Annotated in this window: 14 protein-coding genes; 9 read left to right on the top strand and 5 right to left on the bottom strand. The window is 70.0% G+C overall.

All coding sequences use genetic code 11. From position 1 onward, the window contains the following. Positions 1-556 precede the first annotated feature (556 nt). A complete protein-coding gene (locus tag QFZ27_RS35625) occupies positions 557-1,297 on the bottom strand; it encodes an SDR family NAD(P)-dependent oxidoreductase (protein ID WP_429231424.1) in 741 nt (246 codons plus the stop codon). 100 nt (positions 1,298-1,397) lie between these two features. Here QFZ27_RS35625 and QFZ27_RS35620 point away from each other — a divergent pair, with 100 nt between their 5' ends. The 7 genes from QFZ27_RS35620 (at position 1,398) to QFZ27_RS35590 (ending at position 10,569) form a co-directional block, all read left to right on the top strand. Next, positions 1,398-2,018 carry a TetR/AcrR family transcriptional regulator gene (locus QFZ27_RS35620; RefSeq protein ID WP_429231423.1) on the top strand — a complete coding sequence of 207 codons (621 nt, stop codon included), beginning with the start codon at positions 1,398-1,400 and terminating at the stop codon, positions 2,016-2,018. Between the two features lie 97 nt (positions 2,019-2,115). Next, entirely contained in the window at positions 2,116-3,987 is a 1,872-nt protein-coding gene (locus QFZ27_RS35615; protein ID WP_429231421.1) for an ABC transporter ATP-binding protein, read from the top strand. Positions 3,988-4,019: 32 nt separating this feature from the next. Then, a complete protein-coding gene (locus QFZ27_RS35610) occupies positions 4,020-5,549 on the top strand; it encodes an ABC transporter substrate-binding protein (RefSeq protein ID WP_429231419.1) in 1,530 nt (509 codons plus the stop codon). Between the two features lie 137 nt (positions 5,550-5,686). Beyond that, positions 5,687-6,892: an integrase core domain-containing protein gene (locus QFZ27_RS35605; RefSeq protein WP_429230682.1), complete on the top strand. Its 1,206-nt coding sequence runs from the start codon at positions 5,687-5,689 to the stop codon at positions 6,890-6,892. 162 nt (positions 6,893-7,054) lie between these two features. Then, the gene (locus QFZ27_RS35600; protein ID WP_429231417.1) at positions 7,055-7,978 is read left to right on the top strand and encodes an ABC transporter permease; all 924 of its coding nucleotides are present in this window, start codon (positions 7,055-7,057) and stop codon (positions 7,976-7,978) included. A 3-nt stretch (positions 7,979-7,981) separates the two neighbouring features. Next, on the top strand, positions 7,982-8,833 hold the full coding sequence (locus QFZ27_RS35595; protein ID WP_429231415.1) for an ABC transporter permease: 852 nt from the start codon (positions 7,982-7,984) through the stop codon (positions 8,831-8,833). Between the two features lie 2 nt (positions 8,834-8,835). After that, positions 8,836-10,569 (top strand): M14 family zinc carboxypeptidase, encoded by a 1,734-nt coding sequence (locus tag QFZ27_RS35590; protein ID WP_429231413.1) that lies wholly within the window; start codon positions 8,836-8,838, stop codon positions 10,567-10,569. 155 nt (positions 10,570-10,724) lie between these two features. Here the strand turns inward: QFZ27_RS35590 and QFZ27_RS35585 are convergent, their stop codons facing one another. Both QFZ27_RS35585 and QFZ27_RS35580 read right to left on the bottom strand, forming a co-directional pair. After that, positions 10,725-11,489, bottom strand: a complete 765-nt coding sequence (locus QFZ27_RS35585; protein WP_429231412.1) for an SDR family oxidoreductase — start codon at positions 11,487-11,489, stop codon at positions 10,725-10,727. A 98-nt stretch (positions 11,490-11,587) separates the two neighbouring features. After that, the gene (locus QFZ27_RS35580; RefSeq protein WP_429231410.1) at positions 11,588-13,129 is read right to left on the bottom strand and encodes a serine hydrolase; all 1,542 of its coding nucleotides are present in this window, start codon (positions 13,127-13,129) and stop codon (positions 11,588-11,590) included. Positions 13,130-13,333: 204 nt separating this feature from the next. Between QFZ27_RS35580 and QFZ27_RS35575 the strand changes: the two genes are divergently transcribed. Further along, positions 13,334-14,257, top strand: coding sequence for a S1/P1 nuclease (locus QFZ27_RS35575; RefSeq protein WP_429231409.1), 924 nt, complete (start codon positions 13,334-13,336; stop codon positions 14,255-14,257). A 9-nt stretch (positions 14,258-14,266) separates the two neighbouring features. On the opposite strand, the gene QFZ27_RS35570 is transcribed toward QFZ27_RS35575, so the two are convergent. Beyond that, positions 14,267-14,872 carry an NAD(P)H-dependent oxidoreductase gene (locus QFZ27_RS35570; RefSeq protein ID WP_429231407.1) on the bottom strand — a complete coding sequence of 202 codons (606 nt, stop codon included), beginning with the start codon at positions 14,870-14,872 and terminating at the stop codon, positions 14,267-14,269. A 153-nt stretch (positions 14,873-15,025) separates the two neighbouring features. Between QFZ27_RS35570 and QFZ27_RS35565 the strand changes: the two genes are divergently transcribed. Beyond that, positions 15,026-15,562, top strand: a complete 537-nt coding sequence (locus QFZ27_RS35565) for a TetR/AcrR family transcriptional regulator (RefSeq protein ID WP_429231406.1) — start codon at positions 15,026-15,028, stop codon at positions 15,560-15,562. Between the two features lie 258 nt (positions 15,563-15,820). Here QFZ27_RS35565 and QFZ27_RS35560 read toward each other — a convergent pair whose 3' ends face one another. Then, on the bottom strand, positions 15,821-17,140 hold the full coding sequence (locus QFZ27_RS35560; RefSeq protein ID WP_429225272.1) for an IS4 family transposase: 1,320 nt from the start codon (positions 17,138-17,140) through the stop codon (positions 15,821-15,823). Positions 17,141-17,257: the final 117 nt, after the last annotated feature.

The following is a 17,257-nucleotide window of genomic DNA, read 5'->3' as shown; positions in this document are numbered from 1 at the left end:
TGCCGCCGTCGACGGCGATCGACGACCCGGTCATCCGGCGCCCGCCTTGCCGGCCAGATGGTCGACCCCGCGGGCGTAGATCCCGGGCCAGACCGCGGGTCAGTCCGATCAGCGCCGCCTCGTCAGTCGGCGAGGCAGGATCGATCAAGACGATCCTCCCGCCGCGGTCCAGGGTCCGGCCGAATAGTCGGCGTCGCCAAACTTATGGATTAATTGCAATTTTAGACGAATACATATAAATTACTGTTAACTCCGCGCAATCGCGCGAAGCTTTATGGCTTGGTTGATTTTCAAAACAGGAGGTTGGTCGTGGCTGCTGCGCCGGTGAAAGGCAGGAGGCCGCGGGACTGGGTCGATCTGGTCCTGGCGGTCGCCGTGCTGGTCTCCCCCTGGATGGCTGCCGCGTGGACGCGTGTCGTCTTCGGCGCGCTGGCAGTGGCCATGTCGGCCTGTACGCTGTGGGATTGGTGTTGCCCTCCGCGCGCTCGGGCCTGAGGCGTGGGCCGCACATCTGAGACCCGCTGCCGCAAGGCAGCGGGTCTTTTCAATCGGGGAGCTACGCGTTGACGCCGCCATCCACCGCGATCGACGCGCCGGTGACCCAGCGGCCGCCTTCGCCGGCCAAATGCGCGACCATCGCGGCGACGTCCGACGCTTCGCCGTAATGGCCGAGGGCGATGTGTTGGCGCTGCCCCTCCGCGCCGGGCCCATGCGCCGGGTTCATGTCGGTGTCGGTCGGGCCCGGGTGGACGATGTTGGCGGTGATGCCGCGCGGGCCCAGGTCGCGCGCCAGGCCGCGGGTCAGCCCGGTCAGCGCCGCCTTGGTCATGACGTAGAGCGTCATGTTCGCCCCGCCGGCATAGTCGGCGAGGCATGACCCGATCGAGATAATCCGCCCGCCCTGGCCGAGGTGCCGGGCCGCCGCCTGCGCCGCCAGGAAGCTGGAGCGGACATGGATCGCCAGGACGCGGTCCAGCTCGTCCTCGCTGACCTCCTCGAACGGGCCGTAGGGGAAGACTCCGGCATTGTTGACCAGGATGTCGATCCGGCCGAGCCCGGCCACGGTCCGCTCCACCGCCGCCCGCGCTGCCTTGCCGTCGGTGGCGTCGGCCGCGATCGCCAGGCCGCGCCGGCCAAGGGCCTCGATCCGCCCTACCACGGCCTGCGCCTTATCGGTTGAGGCGGAATAGGTCAGCGCCACATCGGCGCCGTCCTGCGCCAGCCGCTCCGCGATGGCGGCGCCGATGCCGCGGCTGCCGCCGATGACCAGCGCGACCTTTCCCGATAGTCCGGACATGGCAGTCTCCATTTCTGTGTTGATCGATACATAATATCTAGTGAGCTTGTTTGGGCCTGTCCAGTGAATTATATATTGTACGACACAGAAAGGATCTGCGATGGCCGAACGGGGCCGTCCCCGCAGCTTCGACCGGGCCGCCGCCCTGCGCCGGGCGATGGAGGTGTTCTGGGCGCGCGGCTATGACGGCGCGTCGATGGCCGATCTCACCGCCGCGATGGGCATCAACTCGCCCAGCCTCTACGCCGCCTTCGGCTGCAAGGAGGCGCTGTTCCGCGAGGCGCTCGAGCTCTATGAGTCGGGCGAGGGCGGCTCGGCCTCGCGCTCGCTTGAGGATGGGCCGACGGCGCGGGCCGGGGTCGAGGCGATGCTGCGCGAGAACGCGACCGCCTACACCGCGCCGGACCGGCCGCCCGGCTGCATGATCGTGCTGGCCTCGGCCGTCGGCATCCCGGCCAGCCCCGAGGTGCGCGACTATCTGGTCGAGGCCAATCGCCGGTCGGTGGCGCAGATCAAGGCCCGGCTGGACCGCGGCGTGGCCGAGGGCGACGTGCCGGAAGGCGTCGACACCCAGGCCATCGCCGCCTATTTCGCCACCGTGCTGAACGGCCTGACCATCCAGGCCCGCAACGGCGCCGGCTGCCCGGCGCTGCAGGCCGTGGTCGACAGCGCCATGGCCGGCTGGGACGCGCTGACGGCGCCGCGGCGAAGAGCGGGTTGACAGGGCGACGGCAGGGCTTCGACAGTTCGCCGTCGAATCTCCGGGCAGAGGCTGGCATGCAGGGCAAGGTGAACGGACGCGCGCCGGCGGCCACGCTGTGACCGGCGTCGTCGAGACACTCGACGCGCCACGCTCGGGCGCGGCCGACGGCGCCTTGCTGTCGGTGCGCGACCTCACCGTCACCTTCGACACGCCCACCGGGCCCTTCGTCGCGGTGCAGTCGCTCGGCTTCGACCTCGCCCCCGGCCGCACCCTGGCCATCGTCGGCGAATCCGGCTCGGGAAAATCGGTCACGGCGCTGTCGCTGATGCGGCTGGTCCGGCATGTCGGCGGCGTGATCGCCGGCGGGTCGATCCGGTTCCGGCCGGAAAGCGGGGCGCCGATCGACCTGGTGCAGGCGCCGGAGGGCCGGCTGCGCCAGATCCGCGGCAACGACATCGCCATGATCTTCCAGGAGCCGATGACGTCGCTGAACCCGGTCTTCACCATCGGCAACCAGATCGTCGAGGCGCTGGTCCTGCACCAGCATCTCGGCCTGCGCGAAGCGCGGCGGGAGGCGGAAGCGCTGCTGCGCCGGGTGCGGCTGCCGGATGCCGGGGCGATGCTGGGCCGCTACCCGCACCAGCTGTCGGGCGGCATGCGCCAGCGGGTGATGATCGCCATGGCGCTGTGCTGCCGGCCGCGCCTGCTGATCGCCGACGAGCCGACCACGGCGCTGGACGTCACCATCCAGGCCCAGATCCTGACCTTGATCCGCGAGCTGCAGCGCGACCTCGGCATGGCCGTGCTGTTCATCACCCACGACATGGGCGTGGTGGCGGAGATGGCGGACGAGGTGCTGGTGATGTGGCGCGGCCGCAAGGTCGAGCAGGCGCCGGTGCGCGAGATCTTCCGGGCGCCGCAGCACCCCTACACCAGGGCGCTGCTGTCGGCCGTGCCGCGGCTGGGCAGCCTGGCCGGCGAGGACCTGCCCAAGCGCACGCCGCTGATCGTGCTGGACGGCGACACGCCGCGCAGTGTCGGCGAGACCCGGGTGCAGGACACCGCGGACACCTCGGCGCCGCTGCTGTCGGTCGACCGGCTGACCACCCGCTTCGACGTCAAGAAGACGATGCTCGGCCGCGTTACCCACCGGGTCCATGCGGTGGAGGAGGTCAGCTTCGAGGTCTATCCCGGCGAGACGCTGGCGCTGGTCGGGGAATCCGGCAGCGGCAAGTCAACCATCGGCAAGACCCTGCAGCAGTTGGTGGCGCCGACCTCCGGCTCGATCCGCTTCGAAGGGCAGGACGTGCTGGCGATGGGCGCGGCGGAGCGGCGGCGGCTGCGCCAGAAGATCCAGTATGTGTTCCAGGACCCCTTCGCCGCGCTCGACCCGCGCAAGAAGGTCGGGCTCTCGATCGCCGAGCCGATCGTCACCCACCGGCTGGCGGCGGACCGCGCGGCGGTGACCCGGCGGGTGCATGAGCTGCTGGAGCGGGTCGGCCTGCCGGCGGCCCGGGCCGGCCGCTACCCGCATGAGTTCAGCGGCGGCCAGCGCCAGCGCATCTGCATCGCCCGGGCGCTGGCCAGCGACCCGAAGCTGATCATCGCCGATGAATCCGTCTCCGCCCTCGACGTCTCGATCCAGGCCCAGATCGTCGACCTCTTGATGGAGCTGCAGGCGCGGCAGCGCCTGTCCTACCTGTTCATCACCCACGACATGGCGGTGGTGGAGAAGATCAGCCACCGCGTCGCCGTGCTGTATCTCGGCCAGATCGTCGAGATCGGCCCGCGCCGGGCGGTATTCGAGACGCCGCGGCACCCCTACACCAAGCGGCTGCTGGCGGCGGTGCCGGTGGCCAATCCGGAGCGGGCGGTGCCGCGCGCGGTGTCGGAGGGCGAGATCCCCAGCTCGACCCGCGCGGTCGGCGACGAGCCGCCGATCCTGCGGCTGCAGCCGGTCGGGCCGGACCATTTCGCGGCGATCTGAGCCGCCATCACGACAGAACAGGGAAGGCGATGATGCTTAAAGGAACCATCGGAAGACATGCCCTCGGCCTGGCGCTCGCCGCGGCACTATTGCCGGCCGCGGCGTCCCAGGCCCAGGCGGCGGGGACACTGACCGTCGCGCTGCGGCAGGACCCCGGCAGCTGGGACCCGATCGACACCTTCCTGGTGGCCTGGGGCTCGGTCGGCAGCCAGATCTTCGACGGGCTGGTGATGCGCGGGCCCGACCTCAAGCTGGTGCCGGGGCTGGCGACGAGCTGGGAGTTCCTGGACGACGCCAACCGCATCCGCTTCCACCTGCGCGAGGGTGTGACCTTCCAGAACGGCGAGGCCTTCGACGCCGCCGCGGTGAAGTTCACCTTCGACCGGCTGCTCGGCGCCGAGGGCGCCAAGGGGCCGCAACAGTCGAACTACAACTCGATCGACCATGTCGCGGTGGTCGACGACCACACGGTCGATTTCGCGATGAAGCGGCCGGACCCGGTGCTGCTGACCAAGCTGGCCGGCTACGGTGCCATGATCGTGCCGCCGAAATACCTCGCCGAGAAGGGCGACGACGCCTTCAACAGCGCGCCGATCGGCACCGGCCCGTTCAAGGTCGTGTCCTACGAGCCGAAGGTCAGCCTGACGCTCGAGGCCAATCCGAATTACTGGGGCGGCGCGCCGAAGATCGACAAGCTGGTCTACCGCTTCATCGCCGAATCCTCGACCCGGGTGGCCGAGCTGCAGGCCGGCCGCGTCGACGTCGCGACCCAGGTCGAGGTCGCCCAGGTGCCGGTGATCGAACAGGACCAGAAGCTGCAGATCGTCAGCGTGCCGGGCCCGACCGTCTACGCCATGCGCTTCAACACCAAGGACCCGCTGACCTCGAAGGAGGACGTGCGCAAGGCGATCATCATGGCGGTCGACCGCGACACCATCGTCAAGACCGTGCTGGCCGGCCAGGCCGAGCCGATCGTCAGCTTCCAGAGCCGGCTGTCCTTCGGCTATCCGCCGGATCTGAAAGCTCTGCCCTTCGACCCGGCCGGCGCCAAGGCCCTGCTGGCCCAGGCCGGGGTGAAGCCGGGCACGCCGCTGCAGCTCGACTTCCGCGGCGACAACGCCACCCTGCGCGAGGTGCTGCAGGCGGTGGCCGGCTACCTGCAGATGGTCGGCTTCAAGGCGACGCTGAAGCCCTATGAGAGCAATGTCTTCCTCAACGACATCGTGCCGAACGGCAAGACCGGCGCGCTGTTCCAGGAGGGCTGGGGCGGCTGGACCTTCGACTACGACAACACCGCCTATCTGATGTACCACACGGGCGAGAAGTGGAACCCCTACGACAGCATCCCTGAGCTGGACGCGATGCTGGAGGCGCAGCGCAAGACCTACGACCCGGCCGAGCGCGAGAAGACGCTGCAGGCGGTCGCCGGCTATGTCGCCGACAAGGCGATGGAGCTGCCGCTGTACAATTCGAACACCATCTACGGCGTCAGCAAGCGGGTGCAGAACGCTCAGCTGCCCTCCGACGAACGGATGCGCTTCGTCGACGCGACTGTGGAATGATGGTGCCATCGGGTCGTTTTCCGTTGCCTCTCCCGCTTGCGGGAGAGGTCGGAGACGCTGTCCAGTCCGGATAGAGAGGTAACAGAATAGACCGGATGGATGGGTGACAGCTCTACTTCGGCAGGGAGGGCCTGCGGATGCCTTGGGAAGAGAGCTGTGCCATGGATCAGAGAGTGTCGTTGATCGGGGACTGGCTGGGCGGGGAGTGGACGGTGGTGGAACTGTCGGAGCGCTACGGGATCAGTCGGAAGACGGCGTACAAGTGGATTGATCGGTATCGGGCGGAGGGTTCGGCGGGGCTGTCGGAGCGGAGCCATGCGCCGCGAGTGCACGGCCGAGCGACGCCGGTGGAGTTGGCGGCGGCGATCATCGAGCAGAAGCTGGCGCGGCCGAGTTGGGGTCCGCGCAAGATCATCGCGAAGCTGGAGGAGCGCTATCCGGAGGCGGCCTGGCCGGTGCCGTCGACGGCTGGGGAGATCCTGAAGCGGGAGGGTCTGGTGCAGCCGCGGCGTCGGCGTCATCGGGTGCCGCCGACGCTGGGCGGTCTGACGGTGGCGGAGCGGCCGAACCAGGTCTGGGCGACAGACCACAAGGGCTGGTTTCGGCTGGGCAATGGCGAGCGGTGCGAGCCGCTGACGATCGGCGACGGCTATGCGCGGTATCTGCTGGGGCTGACGGCGGGCGACAGCACCCGGGGTGAGGAGGCGCGAGCGGAGTTCGAGCGGAGCTTCGAGGAGAATGGCCTGCCCGAGATCATGCGGTCGGACAACGGTTCGCCGTTCGCCTCGCCCGGGGTTACCGGGCTGACGCGGCTGAGCGCCTGGTGGGCGAAGCTGGGCATCCGGCACGAGCGGACGGCACCGGGCAAGCCGCAGCAGAATGGACGTCAGGAGCGGTTCCATCTGACCCTGCGGGAGGCGATTGAGCCGGCGGCGGCCGACCGGGCGGCCCAGGCTGCACGCTTCGCCGAATTCCGGGCGTATTACAACCACGAACGGCCGCATGAAGCCTTGGGGCAGACGCCGCCGGCGCGGCACTATCAGCCGTCGCCGCGGCCGTTGCCGAAGCGTCTGCCGGAGCCGGAGTATCCCCGGGAAGCCGATATCCGCCGGGTGCGTTCGAACGGCGAGATCAAGTGGGCGGGCGACTTCCTGTTCGTGTCCGAGGTTCTGGTCGGCGAATGGGTCGCCATCGAGGAACGCGAAACCGGCGAGCTGCGCATGCGCTTCTACAACACGCCGATCGGGGTGATCGACCCCCAGCAGAAGCGACTGCGTCGGGTTGGGGCGCCTGCGCGCAGGCGCCCCAACCCGACGCAGCTGTCACCCATCCATCCGGTCTAAAATGTCACCCATCTATCCGCTGGACAACGCGAAGCGGCTCCGGGTAAGGGCTGTTTGTCGAGGCCCGGGCCAGCCCTCACCCGGTCGTCCTGCGGACGCCCGACCTCTCCCGCCAGGCGGGAGAGGCAACGCAAAAGGTGACTGTCCGATAGGGCTCCACCCATGATCGGCTTCGTCGCCAGGCGGGTGGCGCTCGCGGTGTTCGTGGTGCTGGTGGTGACGCTGCTGGTCTCCTGGGCGATCCGGCTGACCGGCGACCCGGCGGTGATGCTGGCCCAGGGCGCCGGCAGCGTGACCGAGGAGGATCTGCAGCGGATCCGCATCGCCCTCGGCCTCGACCGGCCGTTCCTGGTCCAGTATCTCGGCTTCCTGCAGGGACTGCTGACCGGGGATCTCGGCCGCAGCTTCCTCGGCGGCACCCCGGTCACCCTGCTGGTCGGCCGGGCGCTGCCGGCGACGCTGCTGCTGGCCTTCGTTTCGCTGCTGGCCTCGATCGTCCTGTCGATCCCGCTCGGCATCCACGCCGCCGTGCACAGGGGAAGGGCGGTCGACCAGGGAATCCGCATCCTGTCGCTGGTCGGGCTGTCCTTCCCGAACTTCTGGCTGGCGATGATGATGGTGCTGGTCTTCTCCATCGCTCTCGGCTGGCTGCCGCCGAGCGGGATGGAGGACGCGTCCAGCCTGGTGATGCCGGCCGCCACCATGGCGATCATCCTCACGGCCACCAATGTCCGGCTGGTGCGCACCGCGATGCTGGAGACGCTGTCGGCGCAATACGTCATGGTCGCCCGCAGCAAGGGCCTGCGCGAGCGGGTGGTGCTGTACAAGCACGCGCTGCGCAACTGCGCCATCCCGCTGATCACCTATATCGGGCTGCAGTTCGGCGGGCTGGTCGGCGGCATCGTGGTGGTCGAGCAGGTCTTCGCCTGGCCCGGCATGGGGTCGCTGGCCTTCGACGCCATCGCCGCCCGCGACTATCCGGTGCTGCAGGCGGTGATCACCGTGCTGGCGATCCTGATCGTCGTCATCAACCTCGCGGTCGACATCGCCTATGGGCTGGTCGATCCGCGCATCCGCACCGAGTAGCCGATGGCCGTGATCGAAGACCGCCGGCCCTGGTCGCGCCGCCTGCGCAACCTGGAATTCATCCTGGGTGCCGTGCTGACCGGCCTCATGGTGCTGGTGGTGCTGTGCGCCGGCCTGCTGTTCCCGGACGGCGGCGAGGGCTTCGACCTGACCGCCCGGCTGCTGCCGCCGTTCCACTCCTGGGCGCATCCGCTCGGCACCGACCCGGTCGGACGCGACGTGCTGGCCCGGGTGGTGACGGGCGGCGGCATCTCGCTGACCGTCGGCTTCGCCTCGGTGGCCGGCGCCGTGGTGCTGGGCACGCTGGCCGGCCTGGTCGCCGGCTACTATCGCGGCCTCTGGGACCTGGTGCTGATGCGCTGTGCCGACGTGCAGCAGGCGCTGCCGTTCATCCTGATCGCGCTGACCTTCATCGCCATTCTCGGCGGCGGCCTCGACCGGCTGATCTTCTTCATGATCATCTCGCAATGGGTGCAGTACGCCCGGCTCGTCCGCGGCTCGGTGCTGTCGCTGCGCGAGCGCGACTTCGTGCAGGCGGCCGCGGCGATCGGCGTGCGCGACCACCGCATCATCCTCGACCACCTGCTGCCCAATGTGATGGGCCCGATCGTCATCCTGATGACGCTGAACGTGGCCAACAACGTCCTGCTGGAGAGCAGCCTGACCTTCCTCGGCCTCGGCGTCGACCCGCTGATCCCCAGCTGGGGCGGCATGCTGGCCGACGGCCGCACCTATGTGCAGACGGCCTGGTGGATCAGCGTCTTCCCCGGCCTCGCCATCATGCTCACCGTGCTCGGCCTGAACCTCCTCGGCGACTGGCTGCGCGACGTCCTCGACCCGACCGGAAAGATCTGACCATGACCGTTCTCCTGGACCGCGAGGCGCCGCGGACCCTCGACGCCCTGCTGCGCGACCTGTCCGACGGCCATCAGGGCGCGGCGGTGGAGGCCTGGCTGTTCGAGGACGAGGCGGCGCGCCGCGAGGCCGAGACCGCCCTGGCCACCGCCGGCGTCTCGGCCCGGCTGCGCAGCGCCTACAAGCCGCTGCTGCACGCCTTTCTGGAGGAGATCGAGACGGAAGGCCTGGCTTCGGCTGTCATTCGCTATCCGGTGCATCCCGCCGCCGTGGCCGACCGCTTCCTGCTGGAGGCCTATCCGTTGGCGGCGCTGCTGGAGGGTGTCGAGCTGCGCTTCGAGCCGGGCGACGAGACGCTGCGCTACCGGGTGGCCCTGACCTACAGCGACGGCCGCACCGCGACGACCGAGGTCTTCGCCCCGAACCATCTCGGCCTCGACCATCTCGGCACCGCCTGCCTGTCGCCGACCGGCTGGCGGCGCGTCATCGGCCGCCCCGGCGGCCAGCCGGATCGGGACGAGCGGCTGGAGACCGAGGTCGAGGGCTTGTTCCGCACCGTGGTGGAAGCGGTCCAGGCCCATCCCTGGGGCAGCGACGAGCCCTATTTCGAGCGGCTGTCGATCACGGTGGAGACGCCCGCGATCGAGCGGGTGCTGCCGTTCCACGAGGAGGCGGTCAGCCTGCACGAGGCGCTGCACGAGGACCTCTACTTCACGCTGCTCGAGCTGTTCCAGCGCCATTCCGGCCGGCCGCTCGGCGACCGCGGGCTGCGGCCCGGCCAGATCGTGCCGGAGATCCGGGCCGGCGCTCCCCGGGTGCGGGTCGAGACCGGGCCCTTCGACCTGTCGGACGAGGCCGGCGATTGGCCGGAGCAGGCGCTGGAGACGGCCGAGGCGCCGCTGTCGATCGCCCAGCTGCACCGCGAGTTAGCGGCGCTGGGCGGGCAGCCGATCCTGGCGCGGTCGCGGCAGGGCCGGGCGGTGCCGGGGCTGATCCGGCCAGGGTCGCGCCCGGCGGTGGTGGTCACCGGCGGCCAGCACGCTAACGAGACCACCGGCCCGGTCGGCGCCCTGCGCGCCGCGCAGGCGCTGCTGCAGGACCCGGAGAACCATCTCGCCCTGATCCCGCTGGAGAACCCCGACGGCTACGCCCTGCACCAGCGCCTGTGCCGGGACAATCCGCGGCACATGCACCACGCCGCGCGCTACACCGCGCTGGGCGACGACCTCGAATATCGCACCGGCGACGGGCTGTACGAGCGCGCGGCGCGCAGCGAGGCGATCGCGCGCACCGGGGCGCAGTTGCATGTCAACCTGCACGGCTATCCGGCGCATGAATGGACCCGGCCCTTCACCGGCTACCTGCCGCGCGGCTTCGAGATGTGGACCATCCCGAAGGGCTTCTTCCTGATCCTGCGCCACCATCCGGACTGGGCGGAGCCGGGCATGGCGCTGATCGAGGCGATCACCCGCCGCCTGGCCCGGATCGAGCCGCTGCTGGAGCTGAACCGGATGCAGCTCGCCGCCTATGGCGCCCATGCCGGGGCCGGGCCGTTCACCGTGGTCAACGGCATCCCCTGCCTGATCGGCCCGGACGAGCGCCACGTGCCGCCGCTGACCCTGATCACCGAGTACCCGGACGAGACCATCTACGGCGACCGCTTCGCCCTGGGCCACAAGGTGCAGATGGAAACGGTGCTGGCGGCGGTCGAGCACCATGCGGGGGTGGTGGCGTAAGCCGGCTCTCATCGGCACGGCCGGAGCCACCCCCTCACCCGAAATCGCTGCGCGATTTCGACCTCTCCCCGAGGAGAGGTGAAAATTCCCTCTCCTCGGGGAGAGGGAGGGGCCCGGCCGCAGGCCGGGAGGATGAGGGGGCTGGCTCCGGCCTCTCACGTCCTGGTGATCGACACCCCGCCATCCACCAGCAGCGCCGTCCCGGTGGTGAAGCTCGACTCGTCGGACGCCAGGTACAGCGCCGACCGCGCCATCTCCTCCGGGCTGGCCAGGCGCTTCATCGGGTACAGGCCGGTGATGAAGTCGCGCTCCGCCTGGGTCTTGGCGAATTCCCGGTACATCTCGGTCTCGGTGCCGCCCGGAAGCAGCGCATTGACGCGGACGCCCTGGCCGCCGAACTCGACCGCCAGCGCCTGCACCAGCCCGATCAGGCCGGACTTGCTGGCGGCGTAAGCGGCCACGCCGGGGAAGCCGACCGTGTAGCCGACGAAGGTCGAGGTGAAGATCAGCGAGCCACCGCCGCGCCGCAGCATCGCCGGGATCTGGTGTTGCGCCGCCAGGAAGCCGCTGGTCAGGTTGGCCTCGATCGTTTCGCGCCAAGCGGCTGGCGACACCTCCGGCGTCGGCGCCATCGGCCCGACCATGCCGGCATTGTTGAAGGCGATGTCGACGCCGCCGAACCGCTCTTCGGCCAATGCCACCAGCGCCGGGGCAGTGGCCTCGTCGGTGACGTCGCCGGCCAGCGCCGCGGCCCGGCCGCCGGCCGCTTCGATCTCCCCGACCAGCGCGTCGAGCTCCGCCTGACGCCGCGCCCCGGCCACCACGGCCGCGCCTTCGCGTGCGAACAGCACCGCCGCGGCCCGGCCGATGCCGGAGCTGGCCCCGGCGACGATCGCCACCTTGCCTGCCAACACACCCATCTGGTCTCTCCTTCCGTCGTTCGATGCGACGGAAGATGGCGGGTGCGCGGCCCGGCCTCACTCCGGTTCTTGCCGCGCAATCGCCGCGGCGCGCCGGGTCACTGCGGGATGCGTGCCAGCACTCCCAGGCCGTCATCGTCGAGGTCTTCGATCGTCACTTGGTCGGCCGTCTGGTCCGGGCCGAGCCGGAAGGTGACGGCCGCCAGGGCGTCCGGAATCTCCGCCGAAGGCGAATAGACGAACAGGTCGCGGTCGAAGTGGCGGAGCGGGAACTCGGCCTGCTGCTTCGGCCCAAGCGCGAGCCAGAGCGTGCCCTGCCGGTCGGTCACGGTGGCGGTGCCGAGATAGGCGTTGGCATAGCTGCCGGCATTGGCCGACAGGGGCAGGGCCGGAGAGGGCGAGGCCGGCGGCGTGCCATAGCGCGCCTGGGCGGCTGCAACCGCCGGTCCGAACAGCCCCTCATAGGCCTGGTTCCATTTGGCGGTCCAGTCCTCGGTCACACGGCCATCGAAGACCTGATCGAAGAAGCTGTCGGCGATCCCCTCCGGCACGCCGGTCGGGAAGGCGTTGGTCAGCACCACGATGGCGATGTCGTCGTCCGGGAGCAGCGTGACCAGGGTACGGGCGCCGGTGCTGAAGGCGCCGGCATGGCCCCACTGCAGCCCGTGCCGGCCATATTCGACAACCCAGCCCAGGCCGTAGAAGGAGGCGGCGCCGGTCACCGGATTGGCGCCCCGCGCCATCACCGGCTCATGCGTCGCGGCCAGCGCCTCCGGCTGGATCAGCTCCTTGCCGGCATGGCGGCCGCGGCCGAGCTCCAGCCGCAGCCACTGCGCCATGTCGCGCGCGGTCGAGCTGACGCCGCCGGCCGGGGCCTGCGCGTCCGGGTCGCGCTTGAGCTTCGCCTGCCAGTCGTCACCGACGCGGATATGCAGCTCGGCCCGGTTGGCCCGGGCCAGGAAGTCGGCGTGGCGCGAGCTGGTCATGGTCATCCCCAGCGGGCCGTAGACCAGCTCTTGGGCTGCATCCTCCCAGCTCATCCCGGCCACCTTCGCCGCCGCCACCGCGCCTTCGGTGAGGCCGAAATTGCTGTAGGAATAGGCCGAGCGGAAGCTGCTGGCCGGCGTCACCTGGCGCAGCCGGTGCAGGATCTCGTCGCGGTCATAGCCCAGCGCTTCCAGCTCGTTGCCGGCTTCGCCAGGCAGGCCGCTGCGATGCGAGAACAGGTCGCGGATCGTCAGCTGCCGGGTCGGATAGGCCTCTGCCAGGGCGAAGCCCGGGTCGATATCGGCGATCCGGCTGTCCCAGGTGACGACGCCCCGGCCGACCAGCGCCGCAACGACGGAGGAGGAGACCGGCTTCGAGCACGAGGCCAGCTGGAACACGGTGTCGGCATCGACGCTCTCGGGCTTTCCCTCCTGGCGCAGGCCGAAGCCCTTCAGGAACACGACCCGGTCGCGATAGACCACGGCGATCGAGAGGCCCGGCACGTCGCCATGGTCGACCGCCGCCTGGGCCATCTGCTCCAGCTTCGGCAGCGCCGCCTGCACCGCTTCCTCGGTCACGGCGGCAAGCGCGGCCGTGGCCGGCGTCAGGGACAACGCGATCGCGATCGCGGCGGATAGGCGGCTGAGACGCACGGATGTAACCCCCTTGGTCGCGACGGCGGCGCCGTCGCACTCCATCATGCCTGCCGGACGCCGTGGGGAACAGCGTCGGCGACAGCCGTTTCCGATCGGATGAGGGCCTCTCCGCCGGCAGCGATCCTCCGCCGCAGTGACGCCGTCTCCTGTTTTCCGTCACCATGGCTTGTGCCGGCGCGGCCAAACTCCGGAGGTGCCCAGATGCGAACCCTCGTGGTCCACCTCAAAAGCTGGAGGGCGGCCGGGCTCGGCGCCGCGCTGATGCTGGCGCTGCTGATGCCGCACCAGGCGTCGGCCTGGGTGCGCGAGGGCCACATGGCCACCGGCGCGCTGGCTTACGACATCCTGGAGCAGCGCGACCCGGAGGCGATCGCCGCCGTGCTCCGGCTGATGCAGGCGCATCCGGACCGGGCGCGCTTCGACTCCCAACTCGGCGGCCTGACCGGCCGCGACGGCGAGCGCCGGATGTTCGAGCTGATGGCGATCTGGCCGGATGCCGTGCGGGGCACCCCCTATGCCTATCCGAGCTGGCATACCAGCCAGCGGATCGTGTCTTCGGCAGGCAGCGTGATCCCCTTCGCCTTCGGCGGCGCCCAGTTCGAATTCGGGCGCAACCTCGCGGTCACGCACGACGCCGCGGCCTCCGACGCGGACCGGGCCGTCGCGCTGTGCTGGGTGATGCACATCGTCGGCGACATGCACCAGCCCCTGCACACGGCGATGTGGATGTCGTGGCGGTTCCCGATCACCGATGCCGGCGGGCAATGGGCCTGGGTCCGCCCTTCGCCGGATGCCGAGCCCGAGCGGCTCCATCGGTTCTGGGATGCGGCGGGCCATCCGGCCGAGCTCGTCCTCGCGCCGCCGGAATCGCTCGAGGCCAAGCTGGAGCAGGATCCGCCGACCGAGACGCTGGATCCGGAGACCGCCTTTGCCCATTGGGTGGCCCATGCCCGCGAGCTCGCCTATGAGGTTGTCTATGCGCGCGGGAGGCTGCGGGCGGGCAACTCGCCCGGTTCCGCCCGCGTGCTCTCCAGCGATTATGTCGAACAGGCCCAGGCGGTCAGCCGGGTCCAGCTCACCGCCGCCGGCCGCCGGATCGGGGCGCTGCTGTCGGGCCTGCGCTGACGGGCGGCGTCAGGCGGCCTCGACCTGCTCGGCCGCCTGGAACAGCCTGCCGCCGATGGCGCGGGCAGTGTCCAGATGGGCGCCCGGCTCCTGCGTGTCCGGGGGCAGCAGCAGCTCGGAGGTGACCACGGGGGCGCCGCAGAAGTCGAAGATGCCATGGTCGATCTGCGTCTTCATGGCGCCGGAATAGCCATGCCGCTGATAGGTCCCCTGGCCGGCGCCGCCGAGGGCGACGAGATGGACCGGCAGACAGCCCAGCTTCTTCTCCAGCTTGCCGCCGGGGATCTCGTCATAGGCCCAGCCATTGGCGAAGACCCGGTCGATCCAGCCCTTGAGCAGCCCGGGCATCGACCACCAATAGACCGGATAGACCAGCACCAGCGCGTCGGCGCGGTCGATCCGCGCCTGCTCGGCCAACACGTCGGCCGAGGGCGCCGCCTGCTTGAGATGGACGGCGTGGTCGTTCGCGTTGAAGCGCGGATCGAAGCCTTCCGCCATCAGGTCGGCGATCTCGGCGGAATGGCCGGCCAGGGACACGCCCTCGGCAAGACGGGCGGCGACGGTGTGGGTCAGCGATCTGGGATCGGGATGCGCGACGACGATGAGCGCGTGCATGCCGGCAGCTCCTGGTGATTGCGGGGAAGGCGGAGGTCTTATATACTTCTAGTAAGTTACGTTTGGTATATAGCCATGTCAAGCACCGGAACGAGAGAAATCGATCCCCGGCCGCGCCGCCGCCTGTCGCGGGAGGAGCGGCATCGCCAGCTCATGGACGTCGCCTGGCGCGTGGTGCGGGAGGAGGGGACGGACGCCCTGACGCTCGGCCGGCTGGCCGGGCAGGCCGGCATCACCAAGCCGGTGGTCTACGACCATTTCGGCACGCGCACCGGCCTGCTGATCGCGCTGTACCGGGAGTTCGACGACCGCCAGACGGCGCAGCTGCAGGCCGCGCTGCGGACCGGCGAGCCGACCTTGGCCGGCCGGGCGGCGGTGATCGCCTCCGCCTATCTCGACTGCGTGCTGGCTCAGGGCCGCGAGATCCCGGGCGTGGTCGCGGCGCTGACCAGCTCGCCGGAGCTGGAGCGGGTCAAGCGCGACTGCGACGCCGCGTTCCGGGAAACCTGCCGCGCCGCCCTCGCCCCCTTCGCGAAGGGCGGCGCCATCGCTCCGGCCGGCCTTTGGGCGATGCTTGGCGCCGCCGAGGCCCTGTCCACCGCCGCGGCGAATGGCGACCTCACCGCTGAAGGGGCGCAGACGGAATTGGCCGGGACCATCGTCGCGATGGTGGCCCGCAACCGGGGCTGAGGGGATGTCGAGCGTCCCCGCGTTGTCTCTCCCGTAACCGAGGCCTTTTCAGAATAACTTCCGCCCTTCCGGCATCGACATTTTATCCTCCCCCTCCCCTCGCGGGAGGGGGTAGGGGGAGGGGGTCTCTCGGCTCGATCCGACCTGGATCATCGAAGGACCGGACGGATGGCGATCTCTGTTCACTGCCCATGCGCGCCGACGCGCGCAGACCCCTCCCCTAGCCCCTCCCGCAAGGCTAGCGTGAGCACACATCTTTCAGTTGCCAGGTGGCCGAGGCTGAGCGAGGGCGAAGCCGATGGCGATAGCGTCGAAGCGTTGGAAGCCGTTGTGCATGGTAATGGGTCCTGGGGGACGCTCGGAGGCATACCCCTTCCAGCCTCCGAGGCGAGCGATCAGCCAGGAGGCCCAGGCGAGGGTTTCGGGCGGGAACGGGTTTTTCTGCTTCAGGGTCTTGCCTTCGAGGGATCGGACCAAGGCCTTCAGGACAGGCATGTCGGCTGGTCGGAACACTCGCGCGGCCGGGATGAGGGCGCCGGCCTGTCCGCGGGCGTGGACGCATTGCATGACGCGGATGGCGGCGATCAAGGCGGTGGCGGCGAGGTTCTCAAGGGCATCGCCATCGGCGATGAAGCTGTCCTCGATGGCGATGCCCCGGGATTTGAGGGTGCGGAACACCTGCTCGACGATCCAGCGCCGGCGGTAGAGCTCGACCACGGCGACGGCCTGGTCGAGGGTGGTCACGACATGGCTGGTGTAGAGCCGCCAGAGGATCGGTGTCTGGCCGGGCGGCGGGTCGATCTCGCTGACCTCGACCAGGTTGAGGGTGAGGTCGCGCGGGTCTTTGGGATCGGCGCCGGTGGCGGGCTGGCGCAGACGGACGGAGCCGAAGCGGACCGCCAGGGAGACATGGCGCGCCGGGCGGCCGGGCCGGGCGTCGAGGTCGAAGCCGATCCGCCCGGCCTCGGGCCAGGCGGCGACGGTGTCGTGCAGGCGCGGCCGCTTGCGCCCCTGGCCGGCGAGCGCCCGGTCATGATGGCAGCGCACCAGCAGATGGGTGTGCAGACCATCGGGGCCGGCCTCGGGAAGGCGGGCGAAGAGTTCGTAGATGTCGGCTTCGCGGTCGGCGACGACGGTGGCCAGCGGGGTCTCGGCCAAGACGGCGCGGGCGGTCCTGACGGTCGCGATCCAGCGGTGGCTTTCCTTGGTTTCGATGGGCTGCGCCTGATAGTCCTCGGCCTTGGCCTTGTGGCGCCGCCAAAGGGTCGCTCCGGCCAGCCCCAGCAGGGTGCCGTCGGCGGCATCGACGGCGATGGCGGGATGGACGAACAGGCCGACGTCGCGGCCGTTGCCGACCCGCCCGAGGCCGCGCTTGCGGCCGGCCTTGCCCTCGAAGTTGATCTCGGACGTGTCCTCGATCAGCAGGACGTGCCGGCCGGCAGCCGCCACCGCGGTCTGCGCCGCGGCGGTGGCGACGATCTCGGCCGCAGTCACCTTGGGATTGCGGAAGAACCGCGTGGTCGCGACCATTTCGGCGCGGTTGTCGGCGAGTTGGCGCATGGTCGCGGTGAGGCGCATGCAAAGGCGCTCCAGGATCCACCCCCCCTTTGCTCCAGGCGGTGGTCCCTGAAGTATCCCAGCCCCTCGCTCGCCATCGCCGACCCCTCCCGAATCAACAACAGCAGGGATAGAATC

The sequence above is a fragment of the Inquilinus ginsengisoli genome, from assembly GCF_050434925.1.
Lineage (GTDB): Bacteria > Pseudomonadota > Alphaproteobacteria > DSM-16000 > Inquilinaceae > Inquilinus > Inquilinus ginsengisoli_B.
Note: the sequence above shows the minus strand (reverse complement) of the source record. Positions and strands in the feature narration are given on the sequence as shown.

What these genes read in the sequence shown, in the direction of transcription:
- QFZ27_RS35600 (WP_429231417.1), top strand. Translation starts at nt 7,055, where the DNA reads ATGATCGGCTTCGTCGCCAGGCGGGTGGCGCTCGCGGTGTTCGTGGTG.
- QFZ27_RS35590 (WP_429231413.1), top strand. Translation starts at nt 8,836, where the DNA reads ATGACCGTTCTCCTGGACCGCGAGGCGCCGCGGACCCTCGACGCCCTG.
- QFZ27_RS35605 (WP_429230682.1), top strand. Translation starts at nt 5,687, where the DNA reads ATGCCTTGGGAAGAGAGCTGTGCCATGGATCAGAGAGTGTCGTTGATC.
- QFZ27_RS35575 (WP_429231409.1), top strand. Translation starts at nt 13,334, where the DNA reads ATGCGAACCCTCGTGGTCCACCTCAAAAGCTGGAGGGCGGCCGGGCTC.
- QFZ27_RS35620 (WP_429231423.1), top strand. Translation starts at nt 1,398, where the DNA reads ATGGCCGAACGGGGCCGTCCCCGCAGCTTCGACCGGGCCGCCGCCCTG.
- QFZ27_RS35560 (WP_429225272.1), bottom strand. Translation starts at nt 17,140, where the DNA reads ATGCGCCTCACCGCGACCATGCGCCAACTCGCCGACAACCGCGCCGAA.
- QFZ27_RS35585 (WP_429231412.1), bottom strand. Translation starts at nt 11,489, where the DNA reads ATGGGTGTGTTGGCAGGCAAGGTGGCGATCGTCGCCGGGGCCAGCTCC.
- QFZ27_RS35625 (WP_429231424.1), bottom strand. Translation starts at nt 1,297, where the DNA reads ATGTCCGGACTATCGGGAAAGGTCGCGCTGGTCATCGGCGGCAGCCGC.
- QFZ27_RS35565 (WP_429231406.1), top strand. Translation starts at nt 15,026, where the DNA reads ATGGACGTCGCCTGGCGCGTGGTGCGGGAGGAGGGGACGGACGCCCTG.
- QFZ27_RS35595 (WP_429231415.1), top strand. Translation starts at nt 7,982, where the DNA reads ATGGCCGTGATCGAAGACCGCCGGCCCTGGTCGCGCCGCCTGCGCAAC.
- QFZ27_RS35570 (WP_429231407.1), bottom strand. Translation starts at nt 14,872, where the DNA reads ATGCACGCGCTCATCGTCGTCGCGCATCCCGATCCCAGATCGCTGACC.
- QFZ27_RS35610 (WP_429231419.1), top strand. Translation starts at nt 4,020, where the DNA reads ATGCTTAAAGGAACCATCGGAAGACATGCCCTCGGCCTGGCGCTCGCC.